12 protein-coding genes and 1 tRNA gene are annotated in these 18,029 nt (G+C 62.2%); 4 read left to right on the top strand and 9 right to left on the bottom strand.

Annotated features, from left to right (window positions below):
* Positions 1-4 precede the first annotated feature (4 nt).
* Complete coding sequence (locus GGR39_RS15220; protein ID WP_183618533.1) at positions 5-931, top strand: Vgb family protein; 927 nt, start codon at positions 5-7, stop codon at positions 929-931.
* A gap of 116 nt (positions 932-1,047) precedes the next feature.
* Here GGR39_RS15220 and GGR39_RS15215 read toward each other — a convergent pair whose 3' ends face one another.
* The 8 genes from GGR39_RS15215 to GGR39_RS15180 all read right to left on the bottom strand — a co-directional run bounded on the left by GGR39_RS15215 (position 1,048) and on the right by GGR39_RS15180 (position 11,605).
* Positions 1,048-1,380 carry a UrcA family protein gene (locus tag GGR39_RS15215; RefSeq protein WP_183618227.1) on the bottom strand — a complete coding sequence of 111 codons (333 nt, stop codon included), beginning with the start codon at positions 1,378-1,380 and terminating at the stop codon, positions 1,048-1,050.
* Between the two features lie 125 nt (positions 1,381-1,505).
* Complete coding sequence (locus GGR39_RS15210; protein ID WP_246388805.1) at positions 1,506-1,943, bottom strand: hypothetical protein; 438 nt, start codon at positions 1,941-1,943, stop codon at positions 1,506-1,508.
* Positions 1,933-3,513, bottom strand: coding sequence for a tetratricopeptide repeat-containing sulfotransferase family protein (locus tag GGR39_RS15205; protein WP_183618225.1), 1,581 nt, complete (start codon positions 3,511-3,513; stop codon positions 1,933-1,935). Before GGR39_RS15205 ends, GGR39_RS15210 begins: the two co-directional genes overlap by 11 nt.
* Complete coding sequence (locus GGR39_RS15200; protein WP_183618223.1) at positions 3,510-4,433, bottom strand: sterol desaturase family protein; 924 nt, start codon at positions 4,431-4,433, stop codon at positions 3,510-3,512. Before GGR39_RS15200 ends, GGR39_RS15205 begins: the two co-directional genes overlap by 4 nt.
* Positions 4,434-4,713: 280 nt before the next feature.
* Positions 4,714-5,652 carry a LysR family transcriptional regulator gene (locus tag GGR39_RS15195; RefSeq protein WP_183618221.1) on the bottom strand — a complete coding sequence of 313 codons (939 nt, stop codon included), beginning with the start codon at positions 5,650-5,652 and terminating at the stop codon, positions 4,714-4,716.
* Between the two features lie 157 nt (positions 5,653-5,809).
* Positions 5,810-9,133, bottom strand: a complete 3,324-nt coding sequence (locus GGR39_RS15190; protein ID WP_183618219.1) for an error-prone DNA polymerase — start codon at positions 9,131-9,133, stop codon at positions 5,810-5,812.
* The gene (locus tag GGR39_RS15185; RefSeq protein ID WP_183618217.1) at positions 9,130-10,929 is read right to left on the bottom strand and encodes a Y-family DNA polymerase; all 1,800 of its coding nucleotides are present in this window, start codon (positions 10,927-10,929) and stop codon (positions 9,130-9,132) included. The genes GGR39_RS15190 and GGR39_RS15185 overlap by 4 nt, the downstream gene beginning before the upstream one ends.
* Positions 10,844-11,605, bottom strand: coding sequence for an ImuA family protein (locus GGR39_RS15180; RefSeq protein WP_183618502.1), 762 nt, complete (start codon positions 11,603-11,605; stop codon positions 10,844-10,846). Before GGR39_RS15180 ends, GGR39_RS15185 begins: the two co-directional genes overlap by 86 nt.
* A gap of 297 nt (positions 11,606-11,902) precedes the next feature.
* On the opposite strand from GGR39_RS15180, the gene GGR39_RS15175 reads away from it, so the two are divergent.
* The 3 genes from GGR39_RS15175 to GGR39_RS15165 all read left to right on the top strand — a co-directional run bounded on the left by GGR39_RS15175 (position 11,903) and on the right by GGR39_RS15165 (position 16,386).
* On the top strand, positions 11,903-12,316 hold the full coding sequence (locus tag GGR39_RS15175) for a hypothetical protein (protein WP_246388802.1): 414 nt from the start codon (positions 11,903-11,905) through the stop codon (positions 12,314-12,316).
* Between the two features lie 483 nt (positions 12,317-12,799).
* Positions 12,800-15,262 carry a TonB-dependent receptor gene (locus GGR39_RS15170; protein WP_058738047.1) on the top strand — a complete coding sequence of 821 codons (2,463 nt, stop codon included), beginning with the start codon at positions 12,800-12,802 and terminating at the stop codon, positions 15,260-15,262.
* Positions 15,263-15,327: 65 nt separating this feature from the next.
* Positions 15,328-16,386, top strand: a complete 1,059-nt coding sequence (locus tag GGR39_RS15165; protein ID WP_183618215.1) for a tyrosine-protein phosphatase — start codon at positions 15,328-15,330, stop codon at positions 16,384-16,386.
* A 1,550-nt stretch (positions 16,387-17,936) separates the two neighbouring features.
* Here the strand turns inward: GGR39_RS15165 and GGR39_RS15160 are convergent.
* Positions 17,937-18,013 (bottom strand) — tRNA-Met (locus tag GGR39_RS15160).
* Positions 18,014-18,029 lie beyond the last annotated feature (16 nt).

Here is an 18,029-nt window from a genome sequence, read left to right as displayed (position 1 = left end):
GACCATGCGCGTGCTGGCCTCCGCGGTGGCTATCGGTTGCGGCCTGGCCATGGCGGGTCCGGCGCTGGCGCAAAAGGAACAGATGATCACCGTCCCCGACTTCGCCGATTTCCTGGCCATCGACGGAAAAACCGTCTGGGCGACCAACAAGGGTCGGGTGGAGCAATGGTCCCGCAAGGGCAAGCTGGCCGAAGTGCCCATTGCCCGTCCCTGCGGCGGCATGTCGATCATGGGCACCGACTTATGGGTGGCCAATTGCAAGAACGGCACGCTGGACAGGATTAATATCCGCTCCGCCAAGAAGATCGCGGCGATCGCCACCGGCATCGCCAACGGTAAGGAGGGTGAGCTTAACGTCGTCACCGGCGCGGGATCGGTGTGGATCGCCAGCGACCCGGCGGGTGGCATTGCCCGCGTCGATCCGGCCACCAACACCGTCATCGCCACGATCCCAACCGAGGCCGGGGCGTATTACCTGGCCTTCGGACACGGCGCGCTGTGGGCCGCCAGCAGCAAGACACGGACGCTCCAGCGAATCGACCCGGCCACCAATACCGTCGTTGCGACAATCCCTCTAGGCCAACAGCCGGGCTTCCTCGTGGCCGGCGAAGGCGCGGTGTGGGTGCAGGAGCAGGGAGACGGCACCGTTGCTGCGATCGACCCTGCCATCAATGCCGTGCGTGGACGGGTGAAGGTCGGCGAAAATCTGAAATACGGCGATATCGATACCGGCGGCGGCAAAGTGTGGCTGCGCACCACGGACGATCAGACGTTCGTGGTGATCGATCCCAAGACCCTGGCTATCCGCGCCCGCATCGGCAAGGCCGAAGGCAGCGGTGCCTTGCGCTACACCCCCACCGGCATCTGGACCAGCGCGCACGATGTCCACACGATCACCTGGTGGCCCAAACCGGACACGATCGGCAAGTAACTCGAATAGCCAAAATCGACGCCGACGATCAGTGGTACAATAGATGCACGCAAAAGCGGCCTGCCCCCCTTGAGAAGCAGGCCGCTTTTTTATACCAGCCGTCTGGCGGCCGCAACTTACTGCGCGAGGGCGAGCTTCGCAGCAGCCTGCGACGGGGCATAAGCCGTGCGCGCTTCGATCTGCGAGCGCACATCGGCCACTACGGCAGCGCGGCACTCGCGCGTCTTGGCTTCAAGGTCGAGGTGGACGGTAGCCAAACGATCCCCGCAAACGGAGCGCGCGGCCTGATCCATGCGGATCGCAAGGCGCTGCTGGCCATCGGCAGTCGACAGGTCGATGCCGCGCAGGTTCAACACCGCCTGATCCTGGGCGAAAGGGTTTTCGGTGGCGTTGGCCGAAACCGAAGTGGTGAGCGCGACGGCCGCAAGGGCCATGAGGCCAGTCTTCATCATCATCTCCTGCACAATCTGACAGGCCGCGCACTGGCGGCTCGGAAGCTCTAATAGCTCCGAGTGATGATAATGACAATAACGGAAACTAGTTCCGATGTATTAGATCTATAGTATTATTCAGTCTAATCCAAAGTAATAACTAAAGATGCCAAATCCGGAACATGGCCCAGCAGGCCGATCGGCAGGCGAACCTTGTCTTCAGTATCACGCTGCGCCGCGGCATCGTAGGACGTAACGACGATGTGACGATCGAACGGCGCGGACCATTCCTTGATGGTGCCGACGGAAAGGTTCGCGCGCCAGTTGCGTTGTCCTTGTACGGCAACAAGATGGCCGTTGATCCGAACCGGCGCGCTGGCATCGTCACGATGGCCAGTCACCTGCAGGCAGCTTTGTGCGCCGCAGCGAACCAGCTTTGCCTCTGCGCCGCTGTCGGCCAGAGCGGGCACGGCGTGTAATACTGCAATGGCGGTGAGACCGCCAGCTAGGGCCTTTCGGATTGCACGCAGAGCGGATCTCCTCATAGCAAAAAAAGTTTGGGGGGAGGTGTCATTCGACATCGATCCCGGCCTCCTCCAGCATGCGACGCACCGGCTCGAGCACTTCGGCATGGCGTTTCCAGCGCGCGACCGATTCGGTGTAGAGCGGACGGCGGACTTGTGCGGCGCTCGGCGTGGAAACCGGAGCGGCATTGGTGTGGAAAGACAGGCACGCGTCCGACCATTCCAGGCCGCAATGCGATAGCAGACGACGCGTCTGGCCTTCCTGATCGGCCACCAGTTCTTCGTAACGCAGTTGCAAGATGCGGCCGGGCATGGCGGCATCCCAGCGCGCCATCAGCCGATCGAACCGGATGTAGTAAGCGGCGATCTCGATCAGGTCGTAGCTGTAGTCGTAATAGCGGGATGAAATCGCGAAGAGGTTGCGAAAGTTGCTCAGGACCGTGTCCATCGGATTGCGGCGCAGGCAAACGATGGGAGCCGCAGGCAAAGCCTTTGCGATCAGCCCCGCATATTGGAAATTCCCGGGAAACTTGTCCACGAAGCGCGGTGTCATTGCGCGGCGGTGATGATGCGCCATCAGGCCATAGTTCCGCCCGATCGCGGCCATGTCGGCCCGTGCCGCCGCCATAACGGTTTCGGGATCGAGCACGGTGCGGGTGCGCGTGCCCGATGCCTGCTTCACCGCCAAGGGCAGCGCCTGCAATTCGCCCACGCTTTCGACGTCGGGGTGTGAAGACACGATGCGATCGATCAGTGTGGTGCCGGTGCGCGGCATACCGATCACGAAGATCGGCTCCGTTCCAGCGCATTCGGCGGTGGCGGGCGAAACTTGCTGAGGAGCCCAGGCTGCTTCGATGGCATCGAATACAGCGGCATCACGCGTGAAATCGTAGGGAACCGCACGGCGATGCTCGGCATTGACGGTGATCAGGCGAGCGAGCGCCTCATCCTCCCGGCCAAGGTCTTCGAGTTCCTTGGTGAGGGCATAGCCCAGCAGCAGACGATCGCGCCCATCCCGCGCCGCTTCGCGCACTTCGATCAGCCTGTCGACGTGGTTGGCAGCCTCGGTCTGCTTACGCAATCCGGCGAGGAGGTGGTGCGCACGGGCATCCGCCGGTGAGATCGCAAGCAATTCATCCAATGCGGTCTCGGCGGCGTCGACCTGGCCCAGGAAGTTCAGCGTTGTGGCCAGGTTGAAGCGGAAAGCCGTGCTGCCCGGCTCCAGCCGAACTGCCTCTTCGAAGTGCGCCAGCGCGGCAGCGTGATTGCCCAGCCGGGCGTAGACGCAGCCCATCGTGTCACGGCTCAGCGCGTCGGCCGGGGGCATCGCCTCGGCATCACGCAAGGTTGCTGCGGCGTCGCCATCGCGCCGCACCAAGGTGTACAGCTTTGCTAGATGCGCGCGATATTCCCCTTGTGGATCGAGCGTGACCGCCCGACTAAGATGTCCGATCGCTGCTTGCACCCGGCCCTGCGCCGCCTCTGCCTGGCCGAGCAGGAAATGCCCTTCCGCATCCCCGGCATCAGCGGCGATCATGGCGCTCGCCAAGCGAGAGGTTGCACCCAGATCGCCCTGCACCAAAGCGCGCCGCGCCGGGCTCATCGGGAGGGTGGCGCTGCCGATCATGCGGGGCTGACTTCCTCGATAGTACCGGCAGCCGCGTCACTTGCGTCAGACTTGCGCGCCTTGTAGCGCTGGATCAGGGGCTGGAAGGGGAACAACGCCTGCTCCACAATCGAGAGACGACGACGCTCATCCTGCCCGACGATCGCAGATTCGCCTTCGCGATAAGTGCCGAAGATACGGTCCAGCAGGATCAGCGAATTGCCGTAATTGCAGCGCGTTGCTTCGTAATCAGTGGAGTGATGCAAGCTGTGATTGCGGATTGTGGTAAATACGAATGAATACCAGATCGGCGGATTGGCGCGGACATTGGCGTGAGCGAAGGTGGAGACAACACCCAATACGTTCAGGCCGGCAAACAAGGCGGTATTGTCGAAGTCGAACAACGCCAGGACGCTCAGGCTGATCAGGAACAGCTCGATCGGATTGCCCACCGCGCCTTTCGCGGCATTCAACTGCGTGATGTGGTGATGCGGCGCGTGCGTCAGCCAGAACGGCGTGACGTTGTGCATCAGACGATGCATCCAATACTGCCCGAACTCCAGGATCACGATCACCAGCGCCACTTGCGCCAGCCACGGCATGTGCATGACCCATTGGGTGCTGATCCCCAGCGATGTCTTCAGCGCCTTTAGCGGGTCTTCGGCCAGTGTCTGCGTCAGCCATGCAATAACCGTGGCGCTGAGCACGACGTAGAACAGGTCTGTGAAGAATTCCTGCTTGTTCATCCGCCAACCGGCATGTCGCTCAAACACGAATTCCAGCCCCAAAACTATCGCGGTGATCGCGCTGGAGGTGGCGATAAGTGTCCAGGGGCTGCTCAGAAGCGCCTCAGGACCGTAGGCCCAGAATGCCACGACAAGCGCCACCATCAGCGGCGGCAGAAGATCGACAAGAGATTGTTTAACAAGAGCGTTTTGCATGGCGTTCTTACCGCAGGAACCAGCTCGCCCATGGCGCGGGCGAGGATGGACGGCGGGATCCCGACGTTTCGAGAGCGGCCGCACGGGCGCGCAGGCCTTCCAGAAGCAGGCGACCCGCAGACGCGGCTATGGCGAAAGGCCATGCCATTTGCGGTTGAGCTTCAACGGTAATTGCCTGGTGGCGCAGTGCCATGGGGTTCCTCGCTTTGATCCGCGAAATCTGGACCAGCGAGCCCCATACGGGGAGGCGCTATTTTTCGATGGAAGACATAGATTGGCGTTATGACTTCCGCTGCGCGCGGATCCGGCGCACCACCTCGTCGAGGAACAGCTGCGTCGCTGTATCCCGCGAAGGCTCGGCCCGGGCGAGCAGGAAGATATCGTAGGACGGCTCAGCCTCGGGCTGGAGGATCGGCCAGAGCCGCCCGCGAGCCACCTCATCCTGAGCCGACAAGATAGGCAGGAACCCGACGCCGATGCCATGCAGGATCAACCGCTTGGCCTCGTTGATATCCTCTGCCAGGCCATTCACCTTGGTGCCCAGGCGATACCGGCGGCGCAGATGCGTGATCGTCTCGATCTCATCCTCGCCAGTCAGAACGAAGCCCTCGTCCTTCAACTCGTTCAAGCGGCTGATGCGGTATCCGAACAAAGGATGACTGCGCGCGCAGTAAAGCTGCTGATGCTCGGTAAACAGCGGCTCATAGACCAAGCTGGCGCGCACCGCGCTATCATATCCGACGCCGATCTCCACTTCGCCCCGCTCCAGGGCGTCCAACACCTGCCGCCATGGCGACACGCGGATCTCGATGTGGATTTCGGGATGGCGGCGATGGAAACTGGCGATCGCCTCGTCGAACTCCAGCGAGACCAGCGCGGACACCAGCTGGATGCGTACGAAGCCCTCGACGCGCTTGGTGGCCTGCGCGATCTGGTGCGGCACCAGGCGGGCCGCTTCCAGCATATCCTCGCACAAGGCCATCATCGCCTTGCCCGCCGCCGTCATCTCCACGCCCGTGGCGGAGCGGTGCAGCAGCGTGGCGCCGACCTGCTCTTCCAGCCGCTTGAGTGCGGCGCTGATACTGGGCTGCTGCTTGTTCAGTTGACGCGCCGCCGCGCCGATGCCGCCGGCCCGCACGATATCGACAAAGGTGCGCATCAGGTTCCAGTCCACCCGACTGGCAAAGCGATTGTCGATAAGCGGACTGCGGTCGGTCATGACAGGTGTGGCGAACGGCGATGAAGCATGGCGGCATACAGATGCCATCTGCGACCCCGGCTCGCCAGCGATGATTCACAAGGTGACGAAAAGGATGAGGTCGCCCAAAGTTGTTGCGCCCAATCCCCCGTCGATGATCGCCTTTCAGGCGCAGCGCTTACCGGAAGTCATGCGACTTGAACCGCACCACATCTTCAGGGTCCAATCCCTCGGCATGGGGCGGCCAATAGCAATTGCGCGGAGCCGGCTTCCAATCGCTTTGGCCGTAGCCCGGATCTCCGCGATCGGGAGAGCCGCCATGGCGCGCGCCATCGCCGCGGCCGGTGATGTGGGGGAAAGACATCTCACCCACACGATGCAGCAAGGGGCCATGATCGATGATCCGATCACAGATGACGTGGATCACTTCGCCTTCCTTCTGCACCCGCCCCTTCATGCCGATCATCGAGGCGGACATGACGGTGCGGCGCTGCGCTTCGAAACGATGGGGCCACAAGATGCCATTGGCGACGCCGGTTTCATCCTCGATGGTGATGAACAGCACGCCCTTGGCGCTGCCCGGCTTCTGGCGCACCAGGATGATCCCCGCCACCTGGACGTGGCGGCCATCGCGGATCGTGGCCAGATCACCGCAACGCGTGATGCCCTGCCGCGTCAGCTCATCACGCAGGAACGTAAGCGGATGGGCCCGCAGGGAAAGCTGTAGCGCGCGATAATCCTCGATCACCTCGCGCCCGTCGGATAGCGGGCGCAAGATGACGTCGGGCTCGATACCTTCCGCGCTGCGGATCTGCGCCGCGCGATCGGCCGCAGCGAACAGCGGCAGCGGCGCTTCGCCCAGGCCCTTTACCTTCCACAGACCCTGCCGCCGGTCCGCGCCAAAGGCATGGAACGCGTCGGCTTCCGCCAGTTTCTCGATCGCGGCGCGCGGCACGCCCGATCGGCGCCAAACATCGTCCACCGATGCGAAGGGTACCTCGCCGCGGGCCCCCACGATCTTGGCCCCATCACCATTCGAGAGTCCGCGTATCTGGCCCAGACCCAGCCGAACGGCGAGGTAGCGCTTGCCGCCGGGCTCCAGCGTGCAGTCCCACCGGCTGGCGTTGACGCAGGGCGGGCGCACTTCCACGCCATGCTCGCGCGCGTCCCGCACGATCTGGGCAGGCGCGTAGAAGCCCATCGGCTGCGCGTTCATCAAGGCGGCGCAGAACACGTCGGGATGATGATGCTTCATCCAGGCCGAGGCATAGGCGATCTTGGCGAAGCTGGCGGCATGGCTTTCGGGAAAGCCATAGGAACCAAACCCCTCCAACTGCTTGAACGTGCGTTCGGCAAAATCGCGCGGATAGCCATTGGCGACCATGCCTTCGACCAGCTTTTCCGAGAACTTAGAAACGCCGCCTGTGAACTTGAACGTCGCCATCGATCGGCGCAGGGCATCGGCCTCGGCCGGGGTAAAGCCCGCGCCGACGATCGCCACCTTCATCGCCTGCTCCTGAAACAACGGCACGCCCAGCGTCTTCTTCAGCACGGCCTCCAGTTCCGGCCTGGGATATATGGCCGTTTCCAGCCCCTCACGCCGGCGCAGGTAGGGGTGGACCATGTCGCCCTGAATCGGCCCGGGGCGCACGATCGCCACCTGGATCACGATGTCATAGAATTCGCGTGGCTTCATGCGCGGCAGCATCGACATCTGCGCACGACTTTCGATCTGGAAGGTGCCCAGCGTATCCGCCTTCTGGATCATCGCGAACACGTCGGGATCATCGTCCTGCAAATCGGCCATGCCGACGCGCAGGCCCTTGGTTTCCTCCAGCAAGTTGAAAGCACGGTTCATGCAGCCCAGCATGCCCAGCCCCAGCACGTCCACCTTCATGAACTTCAGCGCATCGATATCATCCTTGTCCCACTCGATGATCTGGCGATTTTCCATCGCCGCGGGCTCGATCGGGACGAGATCGTCCAGCCGGTCATGCGTGAGGACGAAGCCGCCGGGATGCTGGCTCATATGGCGCGGCGCGCCGATCAGCTTGCGCGCCAGGTCCAGAGTCAGGCGCAGGCGACGGTCAGCGATATCGAGATTGAGCTCTGACACCTGCTTTTCGCCTACGCCCTCGGCCGACCAGCCCCAGACCATCCCGGCCAGCGAAGATGTCAGATCCTCGGGCAGCCCCAGCGCCTTGCCCACATCGCGCACCGCCCCGCGCGCGCGATAGCGGGTGACGACAGCGGTCAGCGCCGCGCGATCGCGGCCATACGTGTCGTAGATCCACTGGATGATCTCCTCGCGCCGCTCATGCTCAAAATCGACGTCGATATCGGGCGGCTCGCGCCGCTCGCCCGAGACGAAGCGCTCGAACAGCAATTCGTGCTTTATCGGATCGATCGAGGTGACTTCCAGCATATAGCAGACACAGGAATTTGCCGCCGATCCACGGCCCTGGCACAGAATGCCCCGTCGGCGCGCCTCCTGCACGATCGAATGGACGGTGAGGAAGTAAGGCGCGTAGCCCAATTGCGCGATCAGGCTCAGTTCGTGATCGATCTGCTGGATGTACTTCGGTGGCGCGCCATCCGGAAACTTGCGCGCCAAGGCTTCCATGGTGAGCTTTTCCAGCGCCTCCTGCGCTGTAAGCCCCGCGATTACCCGTTCGTGCGGATACTGGTAGGCCAGTTCACCCAAGTCGAACTTGCAATCTTGCGCGATATCGACACTGGCTTGCAGGGCATCGGGATAGTCGGCGAAGCGACGTGCCATGTCCTCGGGCGATTTCAACGCGCGATCGGCATTCACCTCACGCCGATAGCCCAGTTCGTCCACTGTGCACTTCTCTCGCACGGCGGTGACGACATCCTGCAGCAGCCGCGCTTCGGGGGCATGGTAGAGCACGTCCCCCGTCACCACCGCGCGCACACGGCTCTCGCGCGCCTGCTCCGCCAAAGCGGCGATGCGTACCGCGTCGTCCGGGCGACGGCGCTGAAACAAAGCCATATGCGCGCGCGGACCATAGACTGCCTTGAGGTCTGCCAGGGCGATCTTGTTGGCATCATCCGCTTCATGGGGAAGCAGGATCGCAACCATACCTTCGGACCAGGCCGCAAGATCGGGCCAGTGCAATTCACACCTGCCTTTACCGGCACGGCGTTTGGCGGCGGCAGTTTCCCCATCCAGGGGTGTAGAAGCACGCCGCTTGCCCAGCGTGAGCAGGCGTGTCAGCCGCGACCATGCGGGGCGATCGGTGGGATAGAGGATAAGCCGCCGCCCGCAAGCCAGGTCCACCCGCGCACCGGCGATGGAGCGCACGCCTGTCGCCTTCTGGGCTTCCCAGGCACGAACGACGCCCGCCACCGTGCCGATATCGCTGACACCCAACGCCGGGTAACCCAGCAGCGCGGCAGCGGAAAACAACTCCTCGGGCGAGGATGCCCCGCGCAATAGGGAGAAATGCGTGAGCATCTGAAGTTCGACATAACCGCTCATGCGAAAATGCCATGGATCCACCAAGAAAGATCGCCCGTGGCATTGTCCACGCCATCACCACGCCGGAATACCCAGTAGCGCCCGCCGTCCGCATCCTCGATCCGGAAGTAATCGCGCACCGCCCACACTTCCTGGTCGCGCCGCCACCACTCGCCATGGATGCGTTCGGGACCATCACCGGCAACGACCTTATGCGTCCGGCCACGCCACTCGAAGCGTCGGGGCGGCTGATCGGGTAGCAGCGCCATCACGCTCCAGAGCGGTTCCGGCTTGGCGAACAGGCGCACCGGGCGTTGCCATTTCGGCCAGCCGCCCGGCACCGCGATCGGACTGACTCGCCGAACTGCCCGCTCCGGCACGTGGCTGGCAACCGGCGCGATCCGATAGACCGCCTCTTCACCGATACGCCCCGCCACCACGTCCACCAGCCTGGCGGGATCGCGCATGAGCGCCTCTCCCGCCAAAACCTGCCCCAGATCGACCGCGCCCAACGGCTCGGTATGCGGGGCGACAAGGCGGAACTGCTCCAGCCCCAGACCGGGGTCGATCCGCTCGATCCTCAGCTTCAGCAGCCGCAGCAAATGCGCAGCATCGCGGCTGGGGCGCGATGTGCCGATCGCGACCATCTGCTCCCCGCCATCGACACGCAAGGCCACCAGCCGCAATGCCCGCGCGCCAAGGCCACGCGCTTGCAGTACCAGCACCAGATCATCGAGCAGATCGGCCATGACTTGCCCGATCGCCTCGGCGGTACCGATCGGCTCCAGCAATCGGCGTTCAACCATCGGCATGGCCGGATCGCTATGCGGCGTGATCGGCTCCGCCACCGCACCCAAAGCCTGGTCCAGCCGATGAATCGCGGGCAAGCCCAGGCGGCGGGCCAATGGCCCGCGAGCAACGGGAAGCAGGTCCGCCACCGTCTCGAAGCCAAAGCGGCGTGCGGCGATCAACGTGGCTTGTTCGAGGCGCAACGCCGCAACCGGCAACGGCGCCAGTGCTCGTACCGTGTCGCCCGATGTCACGATCGTCAGATCATCCGGCCCGAACCGCGCCAGCGCATGCGCCACACCCGGGGTATCGGCAATCGCCACCCGCGCGGTGAAACCAGCCCGACGGCAGAAGCGCAGCAAACGCTGGCAGAAGCGCCCCTCACCGCCATGGAGGTGCGCACACCCCGTCAGGTCCAGCCACAGGCCATCAGGCGGCGCAACCGCGGCAATCGGTGACCAACGCCGCACCGCCAGCAGCGCCAAGCGGTCCAGAAGTTGGGCATCGGCCTCCGGCTCGGCGGGGCGAAGATCGAGGTCGGATACCAGCGCCCGCGCATGCGTGGCGGCCATGCCGATGTGGATACCCAGCATCAGCGCGGCAGGAGATACGGCAACGACCTGCTCGCGCCGGCCGACCTTGCCCACCACCGCCATCGGCTCCTGATGGGATACGCCTGTGCGATACCGCTGTGCCGGCACAATCGTGGCGATGCGCTTGAACGGATGGTCCGCCGCTTCCGATCTGCGCCCCAGTTCCCGCATGGCAGGCTGCGCATGGCGGGGCAGGGCATCGATCTGCTGCTGCATCTCTTCGCGCGAAGATGGCTCAGCCCTTGCCCAGCGCGCACCCGGCCGCCAGCCACCGCCGCGCGGGACCGAGCAGGCACCCGGATCAGCATCGACCGGAAGCGCGTCGACCGGAAGCGCAAGGGCTAGAGAATCAGGCTGCAGCCTGGCGGGCCGTTCCCACCGCCGCAACCGCTCGATCGGCAGATGCGGCAGGAACAGCGAGACGACCCGTCTCATCGCAGCCCTCCAGGATCAGGGAAAAGGGTTCGCCGCCACGCTGGCGCGCCAGCTCAACCTGCCATTGCGGGCGCCCGACGCCGGCCGCCTCTACCGGCAGCGACGGCGCACTGGCGATCCGCCACCGCGTCCAGGCGGCGGACGGCTCCTCCAGCGGATCGCGCTCCCGCTGCCGGCGCTGGCGCAGCAGCAGGATCGGCAAATCCGCTTCCGCCGATGCCAGCTGGAGCCTGCGCCCCGCCACCATGGATATCCTGCGCACCTCCGCGATCACCACGCAGGGCGTGCCATCGCGCACCGCATCCTCGATCACCGCCAGCAGCGCCTTGTCATCGCGCGGCTGCACGTGGATCACGCTTGCCGCCGGCAAACCCGCCTGCGCCACGCCGGGCGCATAAAGATCGTTACGGCAACTGGCCCACAGCACCGGAGCCCCCGTTGCCAAAGCCTCCCGCGCGGCGATCCCGGCGATGAAGAGCGTCGCCGCCGCATCGTCCACCAGCGCACAACTGGCCGCCGATACCTCGTGCAGCGCCCCAGCCCGCAACCCGCCTCCTGCCAGCCCTTCATCAAGCGCCCGGATCCCGAATGACAGGCTTCGCTGGTTTCCGGTCAGGGATGCAAGCGACCTTAATTCCGCAATATCCAAAGGACGTTTGGCTTTGATGGCAGGCATGGAGGCGACAGACATGACAGAGACTCGTTTGTTCTCTTTATGTTCGCTCAATGTCGCTGCCGGGTCAAGGTCCCCGAAAGACCTGTGGATCGGCTTTCCTCCCATCTTGTCCGCGGTTAGCCCGGAAATTTTTGCGGCTGCGCTACACGATTCCCCATGGGAAGGGCCCTATGAGCTGCTGACTTGGTGATGGCCCACATCCGTCCCGAATGCTTGGAGCAAGCTTTGCCGTTATGGACCGATTCGCTCCATGATTGCGGATGACGCCGCCTCTTTCAGTACCCGGCGCTTGATCCGATGCCGTTGCCGGTGCCAAATGGGGGCATGAAACCACACACTCGCGCCTTGATCGCCGCCGCCACTTTCGCCGGCCTCTCCCACGAGAAGGTGGCAGGGCTGTACGATCACGCAGTCGGTAAGGATCTGCGGATCGCTGCGGAGGTCAAGGACGGGGTGCTGCAAGGCTTCGACGGCGATCGCAACACAGCGTTTGGCGGCCGTCTCCCGGAAATCCACGACAAAGGCGATAACGCGTTCATCACGTTCGAAGCCGAAGGCACCGTCGCCAAAGGCTATGATCGCGGCTCAGACACCCATTATGAAGCTCATCTCACCCAAGGTATCGTGCAAGTTTACGATCACGCGCAAAGCGCTTGGTTCGCCTACGACATCCAGGATTCCGACGCCGCGCAGAGCTATCATCGCGACTGATGAGCATGCGTACATTCTCTGCATCAGTAACAGAACTAATCCCGTGAAGATTGCGGCAATCGAGCGGGTCAATATCATAGTAAACTTACGCCAGCTCAGAACAGATGCCCACGTTTAACAACGCTTTATAAGAAAGTTGACGCTGCCTATATAAAAGGTACGCAAGTCTACTTCAACATGGCAGATGCCTTGATCTTATCAAGAAGTCGACGTTCAGTTGCCGCCGAAACCTGGTGCAGGGTGACGTCCTGTGGCCGCTAATCATCGGTGTCGATTAGATATCCGGCACGGGAGCGGTTTGGGCTGATTGCCGTCAACCGCTTTACCTTCGTGCACAGTACTAAAGCTCCGTGCGCGCAGACCTAGCATAATAGCTCCCGCAGATGCACGCATGATGCAATTACTGACACAATGCTGCAACACGGCATGCATAATTGCGCCCTCAACAGGCGCGTTGCCGCGGCTTCTGAACAGGAATAACTCATGCAACTCCAGTCCCGTTGGCTGGCGACGTCGTCGCTCGCCATGTTTGCTTATGCCTGCCTTCCGGTGGCGGCGCATGCTCAAGAGGTGCCTAATCTCCTAACCGCTGAGGATACCAACGGCGGCGGCTTGAGCGAAATCATCGTTACCGCTCAGAAACGTCGGGAGAACTTGCAGGAGACGCCGATCTCGATCTCGGTGTTACGCAGCGACGATCTGACTAATCGCCACGTGCAGTCGCTCACCGATTTAGGTGACGGCGCGATCCCGTCGTTGCGAGTGGCGCCCTTCTTTTCGCGCCCCGGGGCGCTGATCGTCAACGTTCGCGGTGTCGGTGTGTTGTCGGATAGCAACCAGCCCGCGCGTGACCAGGGCGTCGGCGTCTATATTGACGGGGTCTACATGGGCCGCCCGCAGGGCCTTGGGGCAGCGCTCTACGATATCGAGAACATCGAAGTCCTAAAGGGGCCGCAAGGCACCCTGTTCGGCCGTAATACAGAAGGTGGCGCTTTAAACATCGTCACCAAGCGCCCGAGCGGCGAGTTCAAGATGAATACCACCGTTGGCGCCGGCAACTTCGGAAGCTATAAGGCCGAAACCCATATCGACCTCCCCGAATTCAGTGGCTTCAGCATCAAGCTGGACGGCATCGTCACGCATCGCGACGGCTTGGTGAAGAATCCGCTCAAGAGCGCCGAGGATTTCAACGGGTTTGACAAGCGCGGTGTGCATGGCGAGATCTTGTGGAAGGTCGCGCCCGATTTCACCGTGGACCTGGCCGCCGACACGTCATACGACGCTGCGACAACCCTCTATCAGCAGCAGATTCTGCCTGGCACCAACAAGCTTGCCGCCGCTGCCGTCCTGCAACCTAAACGTGCCAAGACTGCCGTTTTCGGCGTTCCCGAGCAGCCCAGCGTCGGCAAGTCGACCGGTGTTCGCCTGAACCTGGAATGGCGGGCGGCGCCCTCGCTCATGCTCAAGTCAATCACCGCGTACCGTCACCTGACCCAGAGCCAGTTCGACAACGCGTCCGCCGCCACCTCCGCGCAGCAGCCGCTGACCGCTGCCAACCCGACGGGCGCCTTCAACCTGCCTTCGACCGTCACCACGGCGGGCACCGGCTTCGTCACCCGGTATCCGGGCTTTGCCTTCGGGCGCTATAGCCTTGCCTACTTCAAGCAGGACCAGTGGAGTCAGGAACTGCAGGCGATCGGTGATCTCGGCGATCAGTTGAAATACGCCGTCGGCGCATTGTATTACGTGGAGAAGGTGAACGACAACGCGCAAGCGTTCAATACCAACTATTTTCTTGATGCCGCGGGCAGCACGTATGGCGCTCTTAACATCGATCCCGCCACGCGAAACATTGATCGCGCCAGTCATGTGAAGACAACCAGCATCGGCGTCTATGGCCAGGCGACTTATACTCCGGCCTTCGCGAACGATATACTGCACCTCACGGGCGGCCTGCGCTGGACGCGGGACAAAAAGGTGGGATCGCTTGACATCGTCAACAACGCGCTCCCGATCCTGCCGATCAATGGCGCCAACGTACAGGCGCCGATCGGGCTCAATGCGCACTGGTCGCGCGTGGATCCGATGGTCAACCTCGCAGTTGATGCGTCGCCAGACGTGCATCTCTATGGCAAGTGGAGCACCGGCTATAAGTCGGGCGGCGCTAACTCGCGCGCGACCGACTACAAGCCGTTTAACCCGGAAACGGTCTCCATGTTCGAAATCGGTGCAAAGACCGAATTCTGGAACCATCGCGCCCGTTTCAACATTGCCGCCTACACCGGGACGTACAAGAATATCCAACTCGACTTCAGTGGTCTGTATGAAGACGTTGTCAACGGCATCCGCGTCACGACCACGCGCACCACGACCAACACGGTCAACGATACCGGCAAGGGCAAGCTGAAGGGCGTAGAGGCCGAATTGACGCTGGCTCCAGCGGACGGCCTGACGTTGACGGCTAGTTATGCATACAACAGCGTGAAGATCCCGAACGCACTCAATCCCTTTCCGATCACAGGCAATAACGGACGACCGAGCCCGTTCGCCGTTCCCATCTATCAAGTCTACACGCCCGCTCATTCGGCCAGCGGATCCATCGACTATGAAGTGCCGCTCAACACGGTGACGCTGCGCTTCCATCTCGATGGCAACTACGACAGCGGCTATTATGGCAACTACACCGACCCGGGCTTTAACGCGCTGACGGGTGTGGTTACGTACAAGCAACCCAAGGGCGATGCCGGCCTTGTCTTCAACGGCCGCCTCGCTGTGGCCGACATCGCGATGGGCCAGAGCGGCGCCAAGCTGACCATCTCGGCCTGGGCGCGCAACCTGTTCAACGAACAGCATGTATTCCTGAAGTCCGCTGCGGCGACCAGCGGCGTGGCCGGTTTCTTCAACGATGCGCGCACCTTTGGCGGCGAACTGAACGTCCGCTTCTAAGCTACGACGGCGGACAGATCCCTCCCATCCAAGGGATTGGTCCGCCCGTCACGGGAGATTGAAAGATGAAACGCAATACAGCGCTTTCCCTGCTGTCGCTCATGCTCGCGACCGCGGCGCCGACCCTCGCCAAAGCGAGTACCATCACCGCTCCGGCTGTGACGCGCAGCGCGCCGGGCGAGCTCACGGTCGCCTGGACCGATTCCGATCCGGTCGATGTCCTCGTCTCTAGCGATCCCACAGCGCGCGCCGACCAGATGAAGTTGGTATCCAAGGCGGATAAGGATGGTCACGAGACAGTGCCTGTGCAATCTGGGCAGCGCCTGTACTTTATGCTGAGAGATCCGTCCGGTGCCTGGGTGCGGGTGGGCGAGCGCTCCCTGCCGTTGATGCAAGCGTCCAACTTCCGCGATATTGGCGGCTACCCTGCGGCAGACGGCAAGCATGTGCGCTGGGGCCTGATCTACCGCTCGGGCGGACAGCCGTTGCTGACCGATGCTGACGTTGCGCAAATTGGCACGCTTGGCCTCGCGCATCAGGTGGACCTGCGCTCCAGCGAGGAGCGCGCGCTTGCTCCGTCACGCGTGGAGGGGGTGCCTTACGAAGCGATCGGGTATTCAATGACATCGCTGGTCAACGGGAGCGCTCCGGCAAACGGTGATGCGGTCTATCGCAAGATGCCTCTCATGCTCGCCCCTCACCTGAAGCTTGTGTTCCGCGACCTTCTCGCCCGCGACGGGGCGGTGGCCTACAACTGCTCGGCCGGGCAGGACCGCACCGGCTTCGTCACCGCGATGATCCTATCGGCGCTGGGCGTCCCTCGTGACACGATCTTGGCGGACTACCACCTTTCGACGGCGCTTCGCCGGCCTGAGTGGGAAATGCCGAAGATCGACGCCGCCGCGCATCCCGGCGATGCCGCAGCCCGAATGTTCGCCAAGTTACAAAGCAACCCTGCCGCGAAGAAGCCGCAACCGCTCAAGACCGCCGATGGCACCGCGTTCCTCGATTACGCCTTCAACGAAATCAACAGCAAGTGGGGCTCGGTCGAGTCCTATCTAGACAGAGAAGCCGGCGTGTCACGGATGGACATCGCCAAGCTCCGGGCCGCCTATCTGGAGTGACAATCCCTGCGAAAACTACTGATCACGGCGTCGTAAATCGGGTGCGCCTGCAATGTTGCCGAGGCTAACTCATTTCTCTTAGAAACGCGGTACGCCTTAGATCTGGTCCGTAATCCTCCTTTTTTGCGATCTCGTTTGCAAGGAAGACGAATGTCCATTGCTAGCCAAACCGGCCATTCGTCTAAACCGTTGCGGACGGCGGCTTAGTCCCACTTTGAGCCAGCTCGCGAGGGGCATACAGGACCGAAGACGACGCAGGCGAACTGAGGAACGAATATCATTATCGATGATTGTCGTGCCTCGTGCCCGAGTTGAAAATGGCGATATCACGTCCGAGCGTCGTGCTGCCATCCACTCTGGCACATGCCGCGAAGGGGTAGCGACCTCGCGATTGCGCTTGATAGAATAGACCAGAGCAGCATACCCACGACCACGCCGCCGCATGCCGCCCAACGAGCCGCTTCTCCTGCTTGTCGGCCGCTCGCTGACGTTGCTCGATGATGTCTAAGGTGCCAACTGATCTCTCGATGGCAGCGCAGGATGCATCGAATGTGTGTCGATCCTCCATCCAAACGACTTCCGAAGCCGCTTGAATGTTGTTGGCAATCGTCACGACCGTCATCTGCAGGGACGGACTCTGCTGGATTGCAGCTACTCATCGGCGAGCGTTGTTCACGTGCGTGTGCAGTTCCAGCTAGGCTTGCGCGGTATTCAGGTATCTTCTCTCTCGCTGTTGTGAGGCCTAGCAATGCGTTGTGCAGCAAGCTGAGCTCATGCCAAACGACCTCGAAGGCTTCGGCAGGTCCGAATTCAGAGGCTAGTTCTTGGGCCATGCGGGAAGCCTACAAGTGGATGCCTTGCGCCTCATTCAGCTCGAGCGGGATGGCAAACACGATCTCACGTGCCAGCTACGCGTCCTTATGCACTTCGGCGACTTCGGCATTGTTCCACAGCGCTTCCCGGTTTTTGCCAACGCTCAAGCGCGCCGTCCGGCAGCGCTTCGGCGTGCACGACTGGACTTGTTACAGTTTTGTGCCGGTCGCCTATCTCATTAAGCCACTTTGGCTTCGAACGCGAGCGGGCTGACACTATGGCGGCGACGCGGCGAGCGCGCCTTTGCATCTGATGATACACCGCCTGGAGATGTCATAGTCAGGCTAATGAAGTTACAGCGGTCGAAGGACACAAGATGGACACATAGTAGCCAAGCCACAGCAGCTTCTCCTTGCCGCCGAAGCGGTAAGTCAATCGCCGAAGCTTGGAACCGTCCGGGCGCACGAGGACGTAGAGCCACTAGCCATCTGCTAGTTTGTAATCCTTCTACCGCCTCTGCTTAGCGAGCTTCGAGCTCCCGCAAAGCCATGTGGGGGTATTCCTGCGGTGCTGCTGGGCAGTACCCCACAAAACATCCCCCAATGCAAATCGACATCCTAGCATTTCGGGGATTGCCTTGAGACGATCAGAAACGCCTCGACTCGGATGTAAGCTCCAAAAACAGGCACAAAAAAAGCGCTCTGAGTTTTCTCGAGCGGTTGTGCGTCTTTCGAGATTGGTTGCGGGGGTAGGATTTGAACCTACGACCTTCAGGTTATGAGCCTGACGAGCTACCGGGCTGCTCCACCCCGCGTCACCATGGGCTGAGT

Source organism: Novosphingobium fluoreni (assembly GCF_014196615.1).
Classification (GTDB): Bacteria; Pseudomonadota; Alphaproteobacteria; order Sphingomonadales; family Sphingomonadaceae; genus Novosphingobium; species Novosphingobium fluoreni.
Note: the sequence above shows the minus strand (reverse complement) of the source record. Positions and strands in the feature narration are given on the sequence as shown.

What these genes read in the sequence shown, in the direction of transcription:
- GGR39_RS15220 (WP_183618533.1), top strand. Translation starts at nt 5, where the DNA reads ATGCGCGTGCTGGCCTCCGCGGTGGCTATCGGTTGCGGCCTGGCCATG.
- GGR39_RS15165 (WP_183618215.1), top strand. Translation starts at nt 15,328, where the DNA reads ATGAAACGCAATACAGCGCTTTCCCTGCTGTCGCTCATGCTCGCGACC.
- GGR39_RS15215 (WP_183618227.1), bottom strand. Translation starts at nt 1,380, where the DNA reads ATGAAGACTGGCCTCATGGCCCTTGCGGCCGTCGCGCTCACCACTTCG.
- GGR39_RS15190 (WP_183618219.1), bottom strand. Translation starts at nt 9,133, where the DNA reads ATGAGCGGTTATGTCGAACTTCAGATGCTCACGCATTTCTCCCTATTG.
- GGR39_RS15175 (WP_246388802.1), top strand. Translation starts at nt 11,903, where the DNA reads ATGCCGTTGCCGGTGCCAAATGGGGGCATGAAACCACACACTCGCGCC.
- GGR39_RS15200 (WP_183618223.1), bottom strand. Translation starts at nt 4,433, where the DNA reads ATGCAAAACGCTCTTGTTAAACAATCTCTTGTCGATCTTCTGCCGCCG.
- GGR39_RS15210 (WP_246388805.1), bottom strand. Translation starts at nt 1,943, where the DNA reads ATGTCGAATGACACCTCCCCCCAAACTTTTTTTGCTATGAGGAGATCC.
- GGR39_RS15195 (WP_183618221.1), bottom strand. Translation starts at nt 5,652, where the DNA reads ATGACCGACCGCAGTCCGCTTATCGACAATCGCTTTGCCAGTCGGGTG.
- GGR39_RS15180 (WP_183618502.1), bottom strand. Translation starts at nt 11,605, where the DNA reads ATGCCTGCCATCAAAGCCAAACGTCCTTTGGATATTGCGGAATTAAGG.
- GGR39_RS15170 (WP_058738047.1), top strand. Translation starts at nt 12,800, where the DNA reads ATGCAACTCCAGTCCCGTTGGCTGGCGACGTCGTCGCTCGCCATGTTT.
- GGR39_RS15205 (WP_183618225.1), bottom strand. Translation starts at nt 3,513, where the DNA reads ATGATCGGCAGCGCCACCCTCCCGATGAGCCCGGCGCGGCGCGCTTTG.
- GGR39_RS15185 (WP_183618217.1), bottom strand. Translation starts at nt 10,929, where the DNA reads ATGAGACGGGTCGTCTCGCTGTTCCTGCCGCATCTGCCGATCGAGCGG.